The following is a 16,422-nucleotide window of genomic DNA, read 5'->3' on the forward strand; positions in this document are numbered from 1 at the left end:
GCGCTGCCCCCGCGGGTTCGAAGCGTGGGCGCACTGATCGAGATCACTGCGCTCACACTTCGAGCCCGCGGAAGCAGGTTTCGGACCCCGCCGAGCGGTCACAGCAGGTGGGCTGGGAGGGTGAGCCGCCTCGGCGAGAACAATTCACTTGGACTTAGGTGAGTTGCGGGTCACATTCTCAGAAACCGGTGGCATCATTCGAGGTAGGAGGGATTCCATGACCATCTTTGAGTCGACATCTGAAGTTCCGCTCGGTGCGGAGACCACATTCGACTGGCATGCTCGGCCAGGAGCGCTGACCCGCCTCTCGCCTCACTGGGCGCAGGAGATCGTCGAAGAGAGCTATCCTCCGATCGCGCCGGGCTCGGTGGCGCAGGTGAAGACGAGCGTTCCCGGTACCTACGGACTTGTGCGGCGGCCGTTCAGCTCGGTGCATTCGGAGGGGCCGTCACGGTTCTCCTTCGTCGATGAGCTGAAGAAGGGGCCGCTGAGCCAGTGGAAGCACACGCACGAGTTCACCTCGGTCGCCGGCGGGACGAAGATCGACGACCACATCGAATTCTCCATGGCTCCGCAGGGCTTCGACGTCATCGACCGGGGCCTCACCCACTACCTTGAAGCCACTTTCGACGCCCGCCGCAAGCGGATGCTCATGGACATCGATTTCCTCGAATCCACGAACGCGCCGCTGCTGGCGCGGAAGAAGGGCAAACACATCCTCATCGCCGGCGGCAGCGGAATGATCGGACGCCAGGTCGCCGCCCTGTTCTCCACTGCGGGTCATTTCGTCCGACTGCTGGTGCGCGAAACCCCGAAATTCCCCTACGAGGTGCACTGGAATCCGGACCTGGGAATCCTCAATCCACGCGACCTCGCGTGGGCGGATGCGGTGGTCCACCTCGGTGGGCGATCCATCGCCACTCGGTTCACCAAGCACGCGAAGGATGAGATCTGGTCGTCTCGAATCGACTCGACGAGGCTGCTCGTCGAAACGATGCGTGGTCTGCCCGAGGCGAAGCGTCCGTCGGTCTTCGTCTGTGCCTCTGCGGTCGGCTACTACGGGTCGAAAGCTGACGAACCGGTCGACGAAACCGGACCGGCCGGCGACGGATTCCTCGCCGAGGTATGCCAGAAGTGGGAAGAGACGGCGGCCGGTGTCGAGGAAGTCGGGATCAGACGTGTGTCGATCCGAACCGGAGTCGTGCTCAGCTCCTTGGGCGGTCTGCTCAAACTGCAGGCGCCGCTGTTCCTTGCGGGTGCCGGCGGTCGATTGGGCAGCGGGGAGCAGGCCCTGGCGTGGATCTCTCTTGACGATGTTGCGCGGTCATATGTGCATGCGGTCCTCTATGACTATGTGCGCGGGCCGGTCAACGCTGTTGCGCCGGAGCTTGTCACGCAGGCGGAATTCGCCGAGGCGCTCGCCGCTCACCTGCGCAGACCCGCGTGGATCCCGACGCCCGGGTTCATCACGGAGATCATGCTCGGCCGTGACGGTGCGAAGGAGCTCGCTCTGGCCGACCAGCGGGTGGTGCCGGAGAAGCTGCAGGAAACCGGATACCAGTTCGCCCACCCGACATTGAACGACTGCTTCGAGGAGGAGCTCGGCGGCGGGGCGTGATACAGAGGTCCCCTCCGTTCGGCATGTGAGCCTAACGGAGGGGACCGGTGTTTCTGCTGTTACTGCTGTTTTCGCGGTACTGGGTCAGAAGCGCTTCGAGGCGATCTCCGCACCTTCGGTCAGAGACTGCAGCTTCGCGACGGCGATGTCCGGGTGGACTCGGCCGCCCAGCCCGCAGTCGGTGGAGGCGACGACGTTCTCGGGTCCGACGAGCTTGGCGAACCGGCCGATGCGTTCGGCGACGAGCTCGGGATGCTCGACGACGTTGGTCGAGTGGGAGACGATCCCCGGGATGATGTACTTGCCCTCGGGCAGCTTCTTCTCTTCCCAGATCCGCCACTCGTGTTCGTGGCGGACGTTCGCGGCTTCGAACGTGATGCCGGCGGCGTTGATCGAGAGCACCTGGTCGACGATCTCGATGAACGGCAGGTCGGTGACGTGCGGTCCGTGCCAGGAACCCCAGCAGGTGTGCACGCGCACCTGCGCCGGGTCGATTCCGCGCAGCGCATGGTTGAGAGCGTCGATGCGGACCTGGATGAACGCGCGGTAGTCATCGAACGACGGTTCAGGGTTGATCTGGTCGAAGTTCTCCGCCAGGGACGGATCGTCGATCTGGACGGTCAGCCCCGCCTCGGTGATGGCGAGGTATTCCTCCCGGAGCACATCGGCCCATGCCCAGATGAACTCCTCATCGCTTGAGTAGTACTCATTGGCGATGCGGGAGGCCGAGCCGGGGGAGAGGGCGTTGATGTAGCCTGCGCGCTCGTCGTAGCCGGCGGCGGCCAGACCTGTTTTGAGGTTCGCGATGTCACGGTTGACCTGGTCCTGACCGATGTAGCTGATCGGGCCGGTGGCCTTCGGGAACTGCGGCTGCTGGCCGGTGTCGGTTCCGGCCTTCGGATCCGTGTAGACGTTCGGGAAGAGGTTGCGATCGCGGCGGTCGGGCATGCTCGTGAGCACGATATTGCCCGGGGTCGAACGGTTCGCCGGGATCTCCCAGAGGTCGATATCGTGGAGCTCGAGCCCACCGGTGCGGGCGAACGAGTAGTGCCACCAAGCGCCGTAGTCGAAGTCGGCGGCCATGGCGTGACCGTACTCGCCGTCGTTGGGCAGTGAGATGCCCAGGTTCTTCTGGCGTTTGACGAGGTCGGTCACGCTGGCGGCGAGGAGCTCGTCGAACTCCTGCTCCTGTTCCTGCGAAACGGATTCGCCGGCGAGACGGGCGGTGTTCTGTGCCTGCTTGATCTTGTTGGCCTCGATGAGTTCGGGGGTGCGGGGTAAGGATCCCGCGTGGGATGTGCGAATCGTCGCCATGGCTGACTCCTCTTCCTTGTTCGTCGTGTCGTTCGTCTGCGCTTCTGAGTCGGCGGCCGCGGAAAGGCTGAAGCCGCATCGTTCTTCTTCAGGCAATCACATTCGCAGTCGTGCATGAGTGGGGACTGTCATCTTCGGTCACGTCGCGGATGGGCCGCGCTGCTATGTCAGGCGTCGCCATACACATGTCAGCATTGCCACGTCAGCGGACACTGTCGTCCGCCGCCTAGTCCTAGAGTGAAAACATGAGTTCGATACAGCCGCAGACACCCGGTGTGAGTCGGGCGCTGCCGCCCCAGCAGAAGGCCGGTCAAACGGGCATCCCCGGCACTTCCGTTGCGGCGGCTGCCCAGACCGAACAGTTCGCTCGGGTCATGCTCTGGTGCTCCCGGTGCCCCTCGGCGATCACCATCGCGTTACTGGTCATCGGAATCGCGATCGCGGGCTGGGCTGATTCCTTCTGGCTGATCTATTGGACGATTGTCGCCGTCTTCACCGCTCTCGCCTGGGGCGTAGTCGGACCGCTGCGTGACCGGTTGCGCCGCAGCAAGCGCGAATGTGAGAAGGCTGCCGACCCGCCTTCGTGACCGTCACGCCCAGCAGGGCGATCGGACTCAGCGCGACAGCGAGACGGCCCCTCAGCCTCGACAAGACCAACCGCAGCTGGTCGTATCGAGGCCGAGAGGCCGTCTCGTGACAGTCTTCGCCGGTCGTGGCTCAGACCGCGGTTTCGGTCACCGCCGCGACGCTGCCGCCGAAGCGATCAGCCAGCGTACCCTCGTGGGCCTGGCCGAGTTCGTCGAGTCCGATCGAGAAGTGGTCGACGACCTCGAGCTCGGGAGCTCCGTCGCCGGCATCGGTCATGCCGATGCGCACGAACGGGAACCGCCGGGCTGTGCACATGTCCTTGAAACGGACCTCTTCCGACCGCGGCACGGCGACGATCGCACGCGCCGTCGATTCGGAGAACAGCGCGGTGAACACGTCGATGCCGTCACGCTCGCAGACCTCGTCGAGCCAGATCCGGGCACCCGTGCCATAGCGCAGCGACGATTCGACGAGGGCCTGCGACAGCCCGCCCTCGGACAGATCGTGCGCGGCATCGATCATGCCGTCGCGCGAGCAGTTGATGAGGATCTCGCCGAGTTCTTTCTCCGCCGCCGGCTTGTACTGCGGAGGAACCCCGCCGAGGTGGTCGGCCGTGACGTCGGCCCACGCCGAACCGTCGAGCTCCGCCTCGGTGGTACCGAGCAGATAGATGGTCTGGCCCGGTTCCTGCCACCCACTCGGGGTGGCGCGGGTGACGTCATCGAAGACACCGAGCACACCGACGACCGGAGTCGGGTGGATGGCCACTCCGCCGGTCTGGTTGTACAGGGACACATTGCCGCCGGTGACCGGGATTCCCATGTCCTGGCAAGCGTCGGCGAGGCCCTCGACGGCCTGCGCGAACTGCCACATGATCTCCGGATCCTCGGGCGATCCGAAGTTCAGGCAGTCGGTGACCGCACGCGGAATGGCACCTGAGGTCGAGACATTGCGGTAGGCCTCGGCCAGAGCCAACTGGGCACCGCGCGCCGGGTCGAGGAAGCTGTAGCGGCCGTTGGCGTCGGTGGCGATGGCCACGCCGAGACCGGACTCCTCGTCGACGCGGACGACACCGGCATCATCCGGGTGGGCCAGTGCGGTATTGCCCTGGACGTACTTGTCGTACTGCGAGGTGATCCACGACTTCGAGGCGAGGTTCGGCGACCCCGCGAGCTGCAGCATCGTCGACCGCAGCTCATCATCGGACTCGGGCTTAGCCAAGCCGGCGGCCTCAACGGTGTTCGCAGCCACCTCGGCGGTCCATGACGGTGCGGTGAACGGACGGTTGTACACGGGTCCGTCGTGGGCGACCGAGCGCGGAGGCACATCGACGATGACGTCGCCATGCCATTCGATGACGAGACGATCGGAATCAGTGACCTCGCCGAGCACGGAGGTCTCGACCTCCCACTTGCCGACGATTTCGAGGAACTCCTCGAGGCGGTCGGGACGGACGACGGCCATCATCCGCTCCTGCGACTCCGACATGAGGATCTCCTCAGGGGTGAGGGTCTCATCGCGCAGCAGTACGTCGTCGAGCGCGATGTGCATTCCGCCGTCGCCGTTGGACGCCAGTTCCGAGGTCGCACAGGAGATGCCCGCAGCGCCGAGGTCCTGAATGCCTTCGACGACACCGGCGTGGAAGAGCTCGAGGCAGCATTCGATGAGCACCTTCTCAGCGAAGGGATCGCCGACCTGGACGGCGGGGCGCTTCGAGGGCTTCGAATCGTCGAAGGACTCGGAGGCGAGGATCGAGGCACCGCCGATGCCGTCGCCGCCGGTGCGTGCACCGAAGAGCACGACCTTGTTGCCCAGCCCCGACGCATTGGCCAAACGGATGTCCTCATGCCGCATGACACCCACAGCCAGGGCGTTGACCAGCGGATTTCCCTGATAGACGGAATCGAAGACGGTTTCGCCGCCGATGTTCGGCAGGCCCAGGGAATTGCCGTAGTTGCTGATGCCAGCGACCACGCCGTGGACGACACGGGCGGTGTCCGGATGGTCGATGGCTCCGAACCGCAGCTGATCCATCACAGCGACCGGGCGCGCACCCATGGAGATGATGTCGCGGACGATGCCGCCGACTCCGGTGGCCGCACCCTGATGGGGTTCGACGTAGCTGGGGTGGTTGTGGGATTCGACCTTGAAGGTCACGGCCCAGCCGTTCCCGATGTCGACCACGCCGGCGTTCTCGCCGATGCCCACAAGCAGGTGCTTCTTCATGTCCTCGGTGACTTTGTCACCGAACTTGGACAGGTGGACCTTCGAAGACTTGTACGAGCAGTGCTCGGACCACATCACCGAATACATGGCCAATTCCGCCGAGGTGGGGCGACGTCCGAGGATCGCCTTGATCTTCTCGTATTCGTCGGCCGTGAGACCGAGATCGGCGAAAGGCTGCTCGACGTCGGGGTTCGCCGCTGCGAACTCGACCGTCTCCTTGACCTTCTTCGATGCATTCTGCGGGGAATCGACCTGCGTGGAATCCGCAGAGCTGAGGTTAGACGTCATGTCCTCTTCGGGGCCCTTTCATACGACACGGCACTCACGGCCAATCTTAGCCGTGTCCTCACCGCGGGGGCGAAGCGCGTCCACGGGCGGACCACCTCGGCGCGGGTAGGGACCGTTCCCCGCTGGGAATCGGACTGTCGCACCCCACTTAGAATGGGAGCCATGGCAACTCCCAAGATCGTCCTGTTCTACGTCTTCACCCCGCTGCCCGACCCCGAAGCGGTCAAGCTGTGGCAGCACACCTTGGCCGAGAGCCTCGGGCTCAAGGGGCGGATCATCGTGTCGAAGGACGGGATCAACGCCACTGTCGGCGGGGACATCTTCGAGGTGAAGCAGTACGTGCGGGCAACGAAGTCGTACGCGCCTTTCAAAGGTGCGGACATCAAATGGTCGAACGGTCAAGGCGATGACTTCCCGCGGCTGAGCGTGAAGGTCCGCGACGAACTCGTCACCTTCGGCACTCCTGATGAGATCACGGTGACCGAAGACGGAGTTCAAGGCGGCGGCCAGCATCTCAAGCCCGGAGCCCTGCACAAACTCCTCGACGAACGCGGCGAGGAGGTCGTCTTCTTCGACGGCCGCAATGCGATGGAGGCGCAGATCGGGAAGTTCCGGGACGCGATCGTTCCCGACACCGACACCACGCGTGACTTCATCGCCGAGATCGAATCCGGCAAATACGACGACCTCAAAGACAAACCCGTCGTCACCTACTGCACCGGCGGAATCCGCTGCGAGGTCCTGTCCGTGCTCATGAAGAACCGCGGGTTCGAAGAGGTCTATCAGCTCGACGGCGGCATCGTCCGCTACGGCGAGACCTTCGGCAGCTCCGGCTACTGGGACGGTTCGCTGTACGTCTTCGACAAGCGCATGCACGTCGAGTTCGGTGACAATGTCGAATCCATCGGGCATTGCGTGTCCTGCGACAGGAAGACGCCGGAGTTCGTCAACTGTGCGAACCTCGAGTGCCGCAGACAGTACCTGCGGTGCGCCGATTGCACGGACAAGGGTCTGCAGCCCTATTGCGCCGACTGCGTCGAGCAGGGAATCCCCGCCGAGGCGGCCGTCGGCTGAGCGTGCGATCCTGCCGTTCCCCGGAGGTGGGGGGCGGCGTTCCCCCGAGGTGGGGGAGTGCCGTACCGACACTTCAGCGCAGCAGGTGCTTTGCCGCCGCCTCGATGTCGGTCCACCTGAAGTCGAATCCGGCCGCTTCGAGTCGTTTCGGCAGCACCCACCGACTTTTGAGCACGAGTTCTGACTCCTGCCGCAGGACGGTCATCCCGATCTCGAGCAGCCACCTGGGTGCAGGAATCCCCACGGGCATACGCACTGCCTTGCGCAGCGCTTTCATCATTGAGCGATTGTCCGCGACCTGTGGGTTCGAGACGTTGATCGGGCCACTGAGTTCGCCGTGTTCGTCGATGAACCGGACTGCCCGGAGCACGTCGTCGATATGGACCCAGCTGAACCGCTGTCGTCCGTGAGTCGGCGGGTGTCCTCGCCAGACCGTCGGCCCGGAAGCCGCCGGGCCGATCCCGCGATAGCGCCGGTGCGGGAACCAGCGCCCGTCATGCTGAGCTCCTCCCGCGCCGAATCTGGCCGCGGTGGCCAACATGTTCAACGCCGCTCCGTCACCGAGCACGATCGCCATCCGCAGCGCGACTCGTCTGGTCGCGGGCAGGTCCCCGGCGAAGAACTCCTTCTCCCAGGCTTTGGCGATGTCGACTGAGAACCCTTCGCCGATGTCGCCGTCGTCCTCGGTCTGCGGTCGGTCCATCGAGTGACGGTAGATGGTGGCCGTGCTCGAATTGATCCACAGACGCGGCGGCACCGAGGCGGCTGCCACCGCCGTATTGAGGGCGCGGGTCGTATCGACTCGGGAATCCCAGATGACCTGTCGATTGGCATCCGTGTACCGACATCCGACGCTCCGGCCGGCGAGGTTGATAAGCAGGTCGGCACCGTCGATGAGTTCGGCGATTCGGTCGGGACGGTCCCAGGTGGCGTCGGCGGAGTCAGGGGAGCGGCCGATCGTCCGCGTCGCGTACCCCCAAGCGCTGAGCGCATCGAGCAGCTCTCCGCCGATGAACCCCGATGCTCCGGCGACGACGGCGATCGGGGCCTGGGCGCTTGTCAGCGATGTGTCTGTGGGTAACGTGCTCATACTCAGGACGCTAGCACCCCGCATTGGCGGGGATGTCGATGCGGCAACGAGGCCGTGTGGTGGGTGTCACGTGGAGAAAGTCGGTTTTGGATTTGCACGGTGGCTCTGGGGTGGTCTAGAGTTATATCTCGTTGCCCCGCCGGAAACACCGTCTTCGAGACAGAGTTTCCACCGGGTCTGACCAGGACAAACACGGTTTGGTCTAAGGGTTCAGACGATCGGGTGGGTGACACAAAATGAAACTGATACCCCCAGTGAACATGCTGCGTTTTGTGTGGTGTGGTGATGGGTGTGTGTTTGTGGTTTGAGAATCCAATAGCGTGTTTGTTTGAACAAGTTGTGATGCCAGAACATTTTTATTTTCTGGTAAGACAATCATCTGGCCAAACATTGGTTCACCTGTGGTGGGTGGTTCTTCGCCGAACCTCTCGCATCACATGGGTGGATGGTGTGTTTGGTTAGTATTTTTTGGTCAACCTTCTCACCCCGTGAGGGGTTGGCTGTCTTGCTGGGATTCATTCGTAACATAAAGTTTTTTATGGAGAGTTTGATCCTGGCTCAGGACGAACGCTGGCTGCGTGCTTAACACATGCAAGTCGAACGCTGAAGCCGACAGCTTGCTGTTGGTGGATGAGTGGCGAACGGGTGAGTAACACGTGAGTAACCTGCCCCTGATTTCGGGATAAGCCTGGGAAACTGGGTCTAATACCGGATATGACCAATCCTTGCATGAGGGTTGGTGGAAAGTTTTTCGATCGGGGATGGGCTCGCGGCCTATCAGCTTGTTGGTGGGGTAATGGCCTACCAAGGCGACGACGGGTAGCCGGCCTGAGAGGGCGACCGGCCACACTGGGACTGAGACACGGCCCAGACTCCTACGGGAGGCAGCAGTGGGGAATATTGCACAATGGGGGAAACCCTGATGCAGCGACGCAGCGTGCGGGATGACGGCCTTCGGGTTGTAAACCGCTTTCAGCAGGGAAGAAGCGAAAGTGACGGTACCTGCAGAAGAAGTACCGGCTAACTACGTGCCAGCAGCCGCGGTAATACGTAGGGTACGAGCGTTGTCCGGAATTATTGGGCGTAAAGAGCTCGTAGGTGGTTGGTCACGTCTGCTGTGGAAACGCAACGCTTAACGTTGCGCGTGCAGTGGGTACGGGCTGACTAGAGTGCAGTAGGGGAGTCTGGAATTCCTGGTGTAGCGGTGAAATGCGCAGATATCAGGAGGAACACCGGTGGCGAAGGCGGGACTCTGGGCTGTAACTGACACTGAGGAGCGAAAGCATGGGGAGCGAACAGGATTAGATACCCTGGTAGTCCATGCCGTAAACGTTGGGCACTAGGTGTGGGGGACATTCCACGTTCTCCGCGCCGTAGCTAACGCATTAAGTGCCCCGCCTGGGGAGTACGGTCGCAAGGCTAAAACTCAAAGGAATTGACGGGGGCCCGCACAAGCGGCGGAGCATGCGGATTAATTCGATGCAACGCGAAGAACCTTACCAAGGCTTGACATACACTGGACCGTTCTGGAAACAGTTCTTCTCTTTGGAGCTGGTGTACAGGTGGTGCATGGTTGTCGTCAGCTCGTGTCGTGAGATGTTGGGTTAAGTCCCGCAACGAGCGCAACCCTCGTTCTATGTTGCCAGCACGTGATGGTGGGAACTCATAGGAGACTGCCGGGGTCAACTCGGAGGAAGGTGGGGATGACGTCAAATCATCATGCCCTTTATGTCTTGGGCTTCACGCATGCTACAATGGCTGGTACAGAGAGAGGCGAACCCGTGAGGGTAAGCGAATCCCTTAAAGCCAGTCTCAGTTCGGATCGTAGTCTGCAATTCGACTACGTGAAGTCGGAGTCGCTAGTAATCGCAGATCAGCAACGCTGCGGTGAATACGTTCCCGGGCCTTGTACACACCGCCCGTCAAGTCACGAAAGTCGGTAACACCCGAAGCCGGTGTCCCAACCCACTTGTGGGAGGGGGCCGTCTAAGGTGGGACTGGTGATTGGGACTAAGTCGTAACAAGGTAGCCGTACCGGAAGGTGCGGCTGGATCACCTCCTTTCTAAGGAGCACACATTAAGATCCTCATGGCATGACCCGTCTGTGGTCATCATGAGAGCTCAAGGGTGGAACATCACTTCTTCCGCTTGCCCACACAGCCCGGCTGGGGTCAATGCCCCGGGTGCGGTGAGTGATCGGGTGGGCTAGAACGAACACGTTATTGGGTCCTGGAATCACAAACCCCACACGATTGTGTGGGTGTGGTTTCAACCAACAGGACCAACCCGACCAACAGGCAGCAGCGTGAAGCGGTTGTGTGGTGGTGGGTGTTTGGTAGTGGTTTGAGAATCGTATAGTGGACGCGAGCATCAAACACCATATTTGTGTGGTGTTTATGTAATGTGATTTTTCTTGTCATCATCTAGTTAAGGTGAATGAAACAATATTTTTCGCGCACATGAAGCTGGTCCCTTTTTGGGGGTTGGGTGAGTGTGTAAGAGCGCATGGTGGATGCCTTGGCATCAGGAGCCGATGAAGGACGTGGAAATCTGCGATAAGCCTCGGGGAGCCGATAAACAGGCGTTGATCCGAGGGTCTCCGAATGGGGAAACCCCGCCACTCGTGAGGGTGGTGACCCGTGTCTGAATATATAGGGCATGTGGAGGGAACGCGGGGAAGTGAAACATCTCAGTACCCGCAGGAAGAGAAAATAACAATGATTCCGGGAGTAGTGGCGAGCGAAACTGGATGAGCCTAAACCTGTGCAGTGTCAAGCGTGCTGGTGTTGCTGCAGGGGTGTTGTGGGGTGTACGTGGTCCGGTCCAGCATGACCGGTCTGTGAGTGTTGTTGGTGTAGTCGAACCTGGTGGGAAACAGGACCGGAGTGGGTGAGAGTCCCGTAGACGAAACGCTGACTGTTCGCAGTGTGTGCATGCCCGAGTAGCACGGAACTCGTGGAATTTCGTGTGAATCTGCCAGGACCACCTGGTAAGGCTAAATACTTCCTGATGACCGATAGCGGATAAGTACCGTGAGGGAATGGTGAAAAGTACCCCGGGAGGGGAGTGAAAGAGTACCTGAAACCATGTGCTTACAATCCGTCAGAGCAGTATCTAGATGACTGTGATGGCGTGCCTTTTGAAGAATGAGCCTGCGAGTTAGCGGTGCGTGGCGAGGTTAACCCGTGTGGGGTAGCCGTAGCGAAAGCGAGTCCGAATAGGGCGATCCTAGTCGCGTGTCCTAGACCCGAAGCGGAGTGATCTAGCCATGGGCAGGGTGAAGCGTGTGTAAGAGCGCGTGGAGGCCCGCACCCACTTCAGTTGAAAATGGAGGGGATGACCTGTGGTTAGGGGTGAAAGGCCAATCAAACTCTGTGATAGCTGGTTCTCCCCGAAATGCATTTAGGTGCAGCGTTGCGTGGTTCTTGCTGGAGGTAGAGCTACTGGATGGCTGATGGGCCCTACCGGGTTACTGACGTCAACTAAACTCCGAATGCCAGTCAAGGTTCAGCGTGGCAGTGAGACAGTGGGGGATAAGCTTCATTGTCGAGAGGGAAACAGCCCAGACCATCAACTAAGGCCCCTAAGCGTGTGCTCAGTGGGAAAGGATGTTCAGTTGCGAAGACAACCAGGAGGTTGGCTTAGAAGCAGCCACCCTTGAAAGAGTGCGTAATAGCTCACTGGTCAAGTGATTGAGCGCCGATAATGTAGCGGGGCTAAGTACACCGCCGAAGTTGTGGCAGCACCACGTATAGCCGTAATGGTGTGGTGTTGGGTAGGGGAGCGTCGAGTTGCCGGAGAAGCTGCCGTGTGAACGAGTGGTGGAGGCGATTCGAGTGAGAATGCAGGCATGAGTAGCGAAAGACGGGTGAGAAACCCGTCCACCGGATGACCAAGGGTTCCAGGGCTAGGCTAATCCGCCCTGGGTAAGTCGGGACCTAAGGCGAGGCCGACAGGCGTAGTCGATGGACAACCAGTTGATATTCTGGTACCGACACACAACCGACAGTACCAAAACACACGATACTAACCCCGTGATGACCCCGTCAGGCCTTCGGGCCTGTGGTTGGGTTTGAGTGGGGGACCTGAGTGTGGAGTCGGTAAGCGTGAGGTGTGACGCAGAAAGGTAGCCAGGCCGTGCGATGGTAGTCACGGTCTAAGGTTGTAGCACGTGGGGGTAGGTAAATCCGTCCCCACATTTGAGTGTGAGAGCTGATGGGCGCCCCACATTGGTGGGGTGATCTGGTGATCCTCTGCTGCCGAGAAAAGCATCGACGTGAGGGTGTGTGTTGCCCGTACCCTATAACCGACACAGGTGGTCGAGTAGAGAATACTAAGGTGATCGAGAGAATCGTGGTTAAGGAACTCGGCAAAATGCCCCCGTAACTTCGGGAGAAGGGGGACCATCCCGGTGAACCCACCATGCGTGGGGATGTGCTGGTGGTGGTCGCAGAGGCCAGAGAGAAGCGACTGTTTATTAAAAACACAGGTCCGTGCGAAGATGTAAGTCGATGTATACGGACTGACGCCTGCCCGGTGCTGGAAGGTTAAGAGGACCTGTTAACCCACTTTGTGGGTGAAGCGGAGAATTTAAGCCCCAGTAAACGGCGGTGGTAACTATAACCATCCTAAGGTAGCGAAATTCCTTGTCGGGTAAGTTCCGACCTGCACGAATGGCGTAACGACTTCTCTGCTGTCTCAACCACGAACTCGGCGAAATTGCATTACGAGTAAAGATGCTCGTTACGCGCAGCAGGACGGAAAGACCCCGAGACCTTCACTATAGTTTGGTATTGGGATTCGGTGTGGTTTGTGTAGGATAGGTGGAAGACTGGGAAGCCCTGACGCTAGTTGGGGTGGAGTCGATCGGTGAAATACCACTCTGACCATAGTGGATTCCTTAACTTCGGACCCTGATCGGGTTCAGGGACAGTGCCTGATGGGTAGTTTAACTGGGGCGGTTGCCTCCTAAAGAGTAACGGAGGCGCCCAAAGGTTCCCTCAGCCTGGTTGGCAATCAGGTGTCGAGTGTAAGTGCACAAGGGAGCTTGACTGTGAGACGGACGTGTCGAGCAGGAGCGAAAGCTGGGACTAGTGACCCGGCCATGGCTTGTGGAAGCGTGGTCGCTCAACGGATAAAAGGTACCTCGGGGATAACAGGCTGATCTTGCCCAAGAGTCCATATCGACGGCATGGTTTGGCACCTCGATGTCGGCTCGTCGCATCCTGGGGCTGGAGTCGGTCCCAAGGGTTGGGCTGTTCGCCCATTAAAGCGGTACGCGAGCTGGGTTTAGAACGTCGTGAGACAGTTCGGTCCCTATCCGCTGCGTGCGTAGGAAATTTGTGGAGGTCTGTCCTTAGTACGAGAGGACCGGGACGGACGAACCTCTGGTGTGCCAGTTGTTCCGCCAGGAGCATGGCTGGTTGGCTACGTTCGGGATGGATAACCGCTGAAAGCATCTAAGCGGGAAGCCGGCTCCGAGATGAGATTTCCAACTGACTTTTGTCAGGGGAGGTGTCCTATAGATGATGGGGTTGATAGGCCGGGTATGGAAGCACTGTAAGGTGTGGAGTTGACTGGTACTAATACACCGATCACTCATCAACTTTTTCCCTTTAGTGGGGTTGGTGTGTGCGAAGAGTCTTTATTCGCCTTTCTGGTTGTGATGAGAGAATGCGCCCCGTTTTGTGGGGTGTGCATGACATAGTTTTGGTGTTCGCGTTCGCTGTGCGGTTCTTGGACCACTACCACCCAAACGTTTTGGGTTTGGGTGTGTGTGGTTTGTTGGTTTTGCGGTGGTGATAGTGGTGGGGAAACGCCCGGTTAACCGTTCCGATCCCGGTAGCTAAGCCCATTCGCGCTGATGGTACTGCAACTTGGTGGTTGTGGGAGAGTAAGTGACTGCCGCAATATTTTTTAGTGGTGATGGCCTCGTCCGACTGTGTTGGGCGGGGCCATTACTGTATTCACGAACGGGTGTGCTGCCGGTGGTTATTACTACCTGACGGGGGTACTGCTACCTGGCGCGGGGTTGCTGGGCCGCCATCAGGTAGTAATAGGGAGGTAGTAAATGGCCTCGTCCGACTCCCAATGGGAGTCGGACGGGGTCATTCGTGTATTCTCCGGCTCGTGGCCGGCCAACTGAGAGTGGTGTTCTCACGGACGTTCAGAGATCTTGTGGAGTCCAACCGGACAGCAGCCGGCCACCGATCCTCCCGAAATCAACATTGCCGAGTAGTCTAATGACGCGTATTCTAGTCGTTAATGAATCATATGGTGTTTATTGCACTCATAAGGAGCCAAAATGAGCGTCACTCGCCAGGTGGATCGCCGCCTCACCGAGATCGGATCCGCGATTCGTCGGTGGCGACTCATGCAGTCGTTGAAGGCTGTCGAAGTTGCAGAGCGGGCCGGCATCTCTCGATCGACGCTCCAGAAAGTCGAACGTGGTGACGCGGGGGTATCAATCGGCGCAGTGATGTCGGTTATGCAGGCACTCGGACAGCTCGACCACGTTTCCGCCTCATTCGATCCTCTGAGCACCGACGTCGGCAGACTGCGCTCTGCTGAAACGCTTCCAGACAGGGTCCGTCGATGAGTGAGCAGATCCGGGTTGAGATGGACCAGGGCGGAACGACGGTATTCGTCGGCACTGCGTACTTCCACATCGCACGGCGGCATATCTCGACGACGTTCAAATACTCCGATGAGTACGCGGGAGCTCGATGGGCCTATTCCATCGACCCGGAGCTCCCACTGTCGACAGCCCCATTCAACGTAACCGGTCTGCCGGGAGCCTTCGCCGACTGCTCTCCTGACCGGTGGGGTCGTAACCTCGTTGCGAAGGAGCATCGGCGGCAGGTCGCCGAGGGCGTCGTCCGTGATCGCCGCCTGACCGACATCGACTTCCTGCTCGGAGTCAGCGATCGCACTCGTCAAGGGGCTCTGCGATTTCGTCGTGCTGCTGACGAGGACTTCCTCAGCCCGACGAGCCGTGTACCTAAGCTGCTCTCCCTGCCCGAGCTGCAGCGGGCTGCTGATGGTGCCGCAGAAGGGTCGGGCACGGCTGTGAAGCGCCTTCTTGACGCTGGGACAGGGTCTCTGGGAGGGGCGCGGCCCAAAGCTTCTGTGGCGGACGATGAGGGACGACTGCTGATTGCGAAGTTCTCCCGACCCGGTGACGATCGAGACGTCATCGCGTGGGAGAGCCTGGCACTCGAACTTGCCCGTAGGGCCGGAATCGATACCTCTGCATCTCGGTTGCTGAGCATCGACGAGAGATCCGTGCTTCTTCTGCAGAGGTTCGATCGCACGACCGGCCGTCGGATCGGATATATGAGTGCGATGACAGCAGCCGGGCGTCGAGACGGGGAGCCCGGTGACTATCTCGATATCGTCGAAGCTATCGAAGACCACAGCCGGCGCTGGCGCAGCGACTGTGCGGAACTGTATCGCCGAGTGGCATTCTCAGTTGCATTGCACAATACGGATGATCATTTGCGTAACCATGGCTTCATACGGGCGGACGCGGGATGGCAGCTGAGCCCGGCTTTCGACATCAACCCGGAACCGGAGTCCGCGCTCGAACGGCAGACCGCGATCAACGGCGTTGTGTCCGCGGAGATCGAGGCGGAGGCGCTGCTCGAATTCGCCTCTCTCTGCCATCTGACGAAGCCGACTGCTGTGTCTGTGCTCAATGAGGTCGTGAGCGCGGTCGAAGGGTGGAGGTCGCTGGCTGTAGAACGCGGGATCCGACGGGCAGAGACCACCGAGATGGGAACCGTCATCGACACGCAGCTCGCACGTCTGCGCAAAGCTATCCGCCCGGTCAGCTGAACCGCGCGGCGTGCGGGCTCGGTTGAGCCAAGGACTGATGGCGAGCCTGCCTCGTCGGTGGGGCGGTCGGCGTGGTTCCGGGGGTGTGTGGTGGGTGTCACGTGGAGAAAGTCGGTTTTGGATTTGCACGGTGGCTCTGGGGTGGTCTAGAGTTATATCTCGTTGCCCCGCCGGAAACACCGTCTTCGAGACAGAGTTTCCACCGGGTCTGACCAGGACAAACACGGTTTGGTCTAAGGGTTCAGACGATCGGGTGGGTGACACAAAATGAAACTGATACCCCCAGTGAACATGCTGCGTTTTGTGTGGTGTGGTGATGGGTGTGTGTTTGTGGTTTGAGAATCCAATAGCGTGTTTGTTTGAACAAGTTGTGATGCCAGAACATTTT

8 protein-coding genes and 3 rRNA genes are annotated in these 16,422 nt (G+C 60.2%); 8 read left to right on the forward strand and 3 right to left on the reverse strand.

The features are described from left to right. The first annotated feature begins 217 nt into the window (after positions 1 to 217). Positions 218 to 1,618, forward strand: a complete 1,401-nt coding sequence (locus tag ACVZTU_RS03465; protein WP_139469918.1) for a TIGR01777 family oxidoreductase — start codon at positions 218 to 220, stop codon at positions 1,616 to 1,618. Between the two features lie 84 nt (positions 1,619 to 1,702). On the opposite strand, the gene ACVZTU_RS03470 is transcribed toward ACVZTU_RS03465, so the two are convergent. Then, complete coding sequence (locus ACVZTU_RS03470; protein WP_139469920.1) at positions 1,703 to 2,932, reverse strand: cobalamin-independent methionine synthase II family protein; 1,230 nt, start codon at positions 2,930 to 2,932, stop codon at positions 1,703 to 1,705. Positions 2,933 to 3,177: 245 nt separating this feature from the next. Here ACVZTU_RS03470 and ACVZTU_RS03475 point away from each other — a divergent pair, with 245 nt between their 5' ends. Next, a complete protein-coding gene (locus ACVZTU_RS03475) occupies positions 3,178 to 3,519 on the forward strand; it encodes a hypothetical protein (protein WP_482401425.1) in 342 nt (113 codons plus the stop codon). A 130-nt stretch (positions 3,520 to 3,649) separates the two neighbouring features. Here the strand turns inward: ACVZTU_RS03475 and purL are convergent, their stop codons facing one another. After that, the gene (purL, locus tag ACVZTU_RS03480) at positions 3,650 to 6,034 is read right to left on the reverse strand and encodes a phosphoribosylformylglycinamidine synthase subunit PurL (RefSeq protein ID WP_410709908.1); all 2,385 of its coding nucleotides are present in this window, start codon (positions 6,032 to 6,034) and stop codon (positions 3,650 to 3,652) included. A 162-nt stretch (positions 6,035 to 6,196) separates the two neighbouring features. Here purL and trhO point away from each other — a divergent pair, with 162 nt between their 5' ends. Beyond that, a complete protein-coding gene (trhO, locus tag ACVZTU_RS03485) occupies positions 6,197 to 7,108 on the forward strand; it encodes an oxygen-dependent tRNA uridine(34) hydroxylase TrhO (protein ID WP_172175061.1) in 912 nt (303 codons plus the stop codon). 73 nt (positions 7,109 to 7,181) lie between these two features. Here the strand turns inward: trhO and ACVZTU_RS03490 are convergent, their stop codons facing one another. After that, on the reverse strand, positions 7,182 to 8,198 hold the full coding sequence (locus tag ACVZTU_RS03490) for an epimerase (protein ID WP_482401426.1): 1,017 nt from the start codon (positions 8,196 to 8,198) through the stop codon (positions 7,182 to 7,184). A 535-nt stretch (positions 8,199 to 8,733) separates the two neighbouring features. Here ACVZTU_RS03490 and ACVZTU_RS03495 point away from each other — a divergent pair. The 5 genes from ACVZTU_RS03495 to ACVZTU_RS03515 all read left to right on the forward strand — a co-directional run bounded on the left by ACVZTU_RS03495 (position 8,734) and on the right by ACVZTU_RS03515 (position 16,034). Beyond that, a 16S ribosomal RNA gene (locus ACVZTU_RS03495) occupies positions 8,734 to 10,261 on the forward strand. A 422-nt stretch (positions 10,262 to 10,683) separates the two neighbouring features. Beyond that, positions 10,684 to 13,804 (forward strand): 23S ribosomal RNA (locus ACVZTU_RS03500). Positions 13,805 to 13,989: 185 nt separating this feature from the next. Further along, a 5S ribosomal RNA gene (gene rrf / locus ACVZTU_RS03505) occupies positions 13,990 to 14,108 on the forward strand. Together the 16S, 23S and 5S rRNA genes form the textbook arrangement of a ribosomal RNA operon. Positions 14,109 to 14,502: 394 nt before the next feature. Beyond that, positions 14,503 to 14,796 (forward strand): helix-turn-helix domain-containing protein, encoded by a 294-nt coding sequence (locus tag ACVZTU_RS03510; protein ID WP_139906987.1) that lies wholly within the window; start codon positions 14,503 to 14,505, stop codon positions 14,794 to 14,796. Then, on the forward strand, positions 14,793 to 16,034 hold the full coding sequence (locus ACVZTU_RS03515) for a type II toxin-antitoxin system HipA family toxin (RefSeq protein WP_172175384.1): 1,242 nt from the start codon (positions 14,793 to 14,795) through the stop codon (positions 16,032 to 16,034). Before ACVZTU_RS03510 ends, ACVZTU_RS03515 begins: the two co-directional genes overlap by 4 nt. Positions 16,035 to 16,422 lie beyond the last annotated feature (388 nt).

The sequence above is a fragment of the Brevibacterium sp. OS20 genome, from assembly GCF_056837565.1.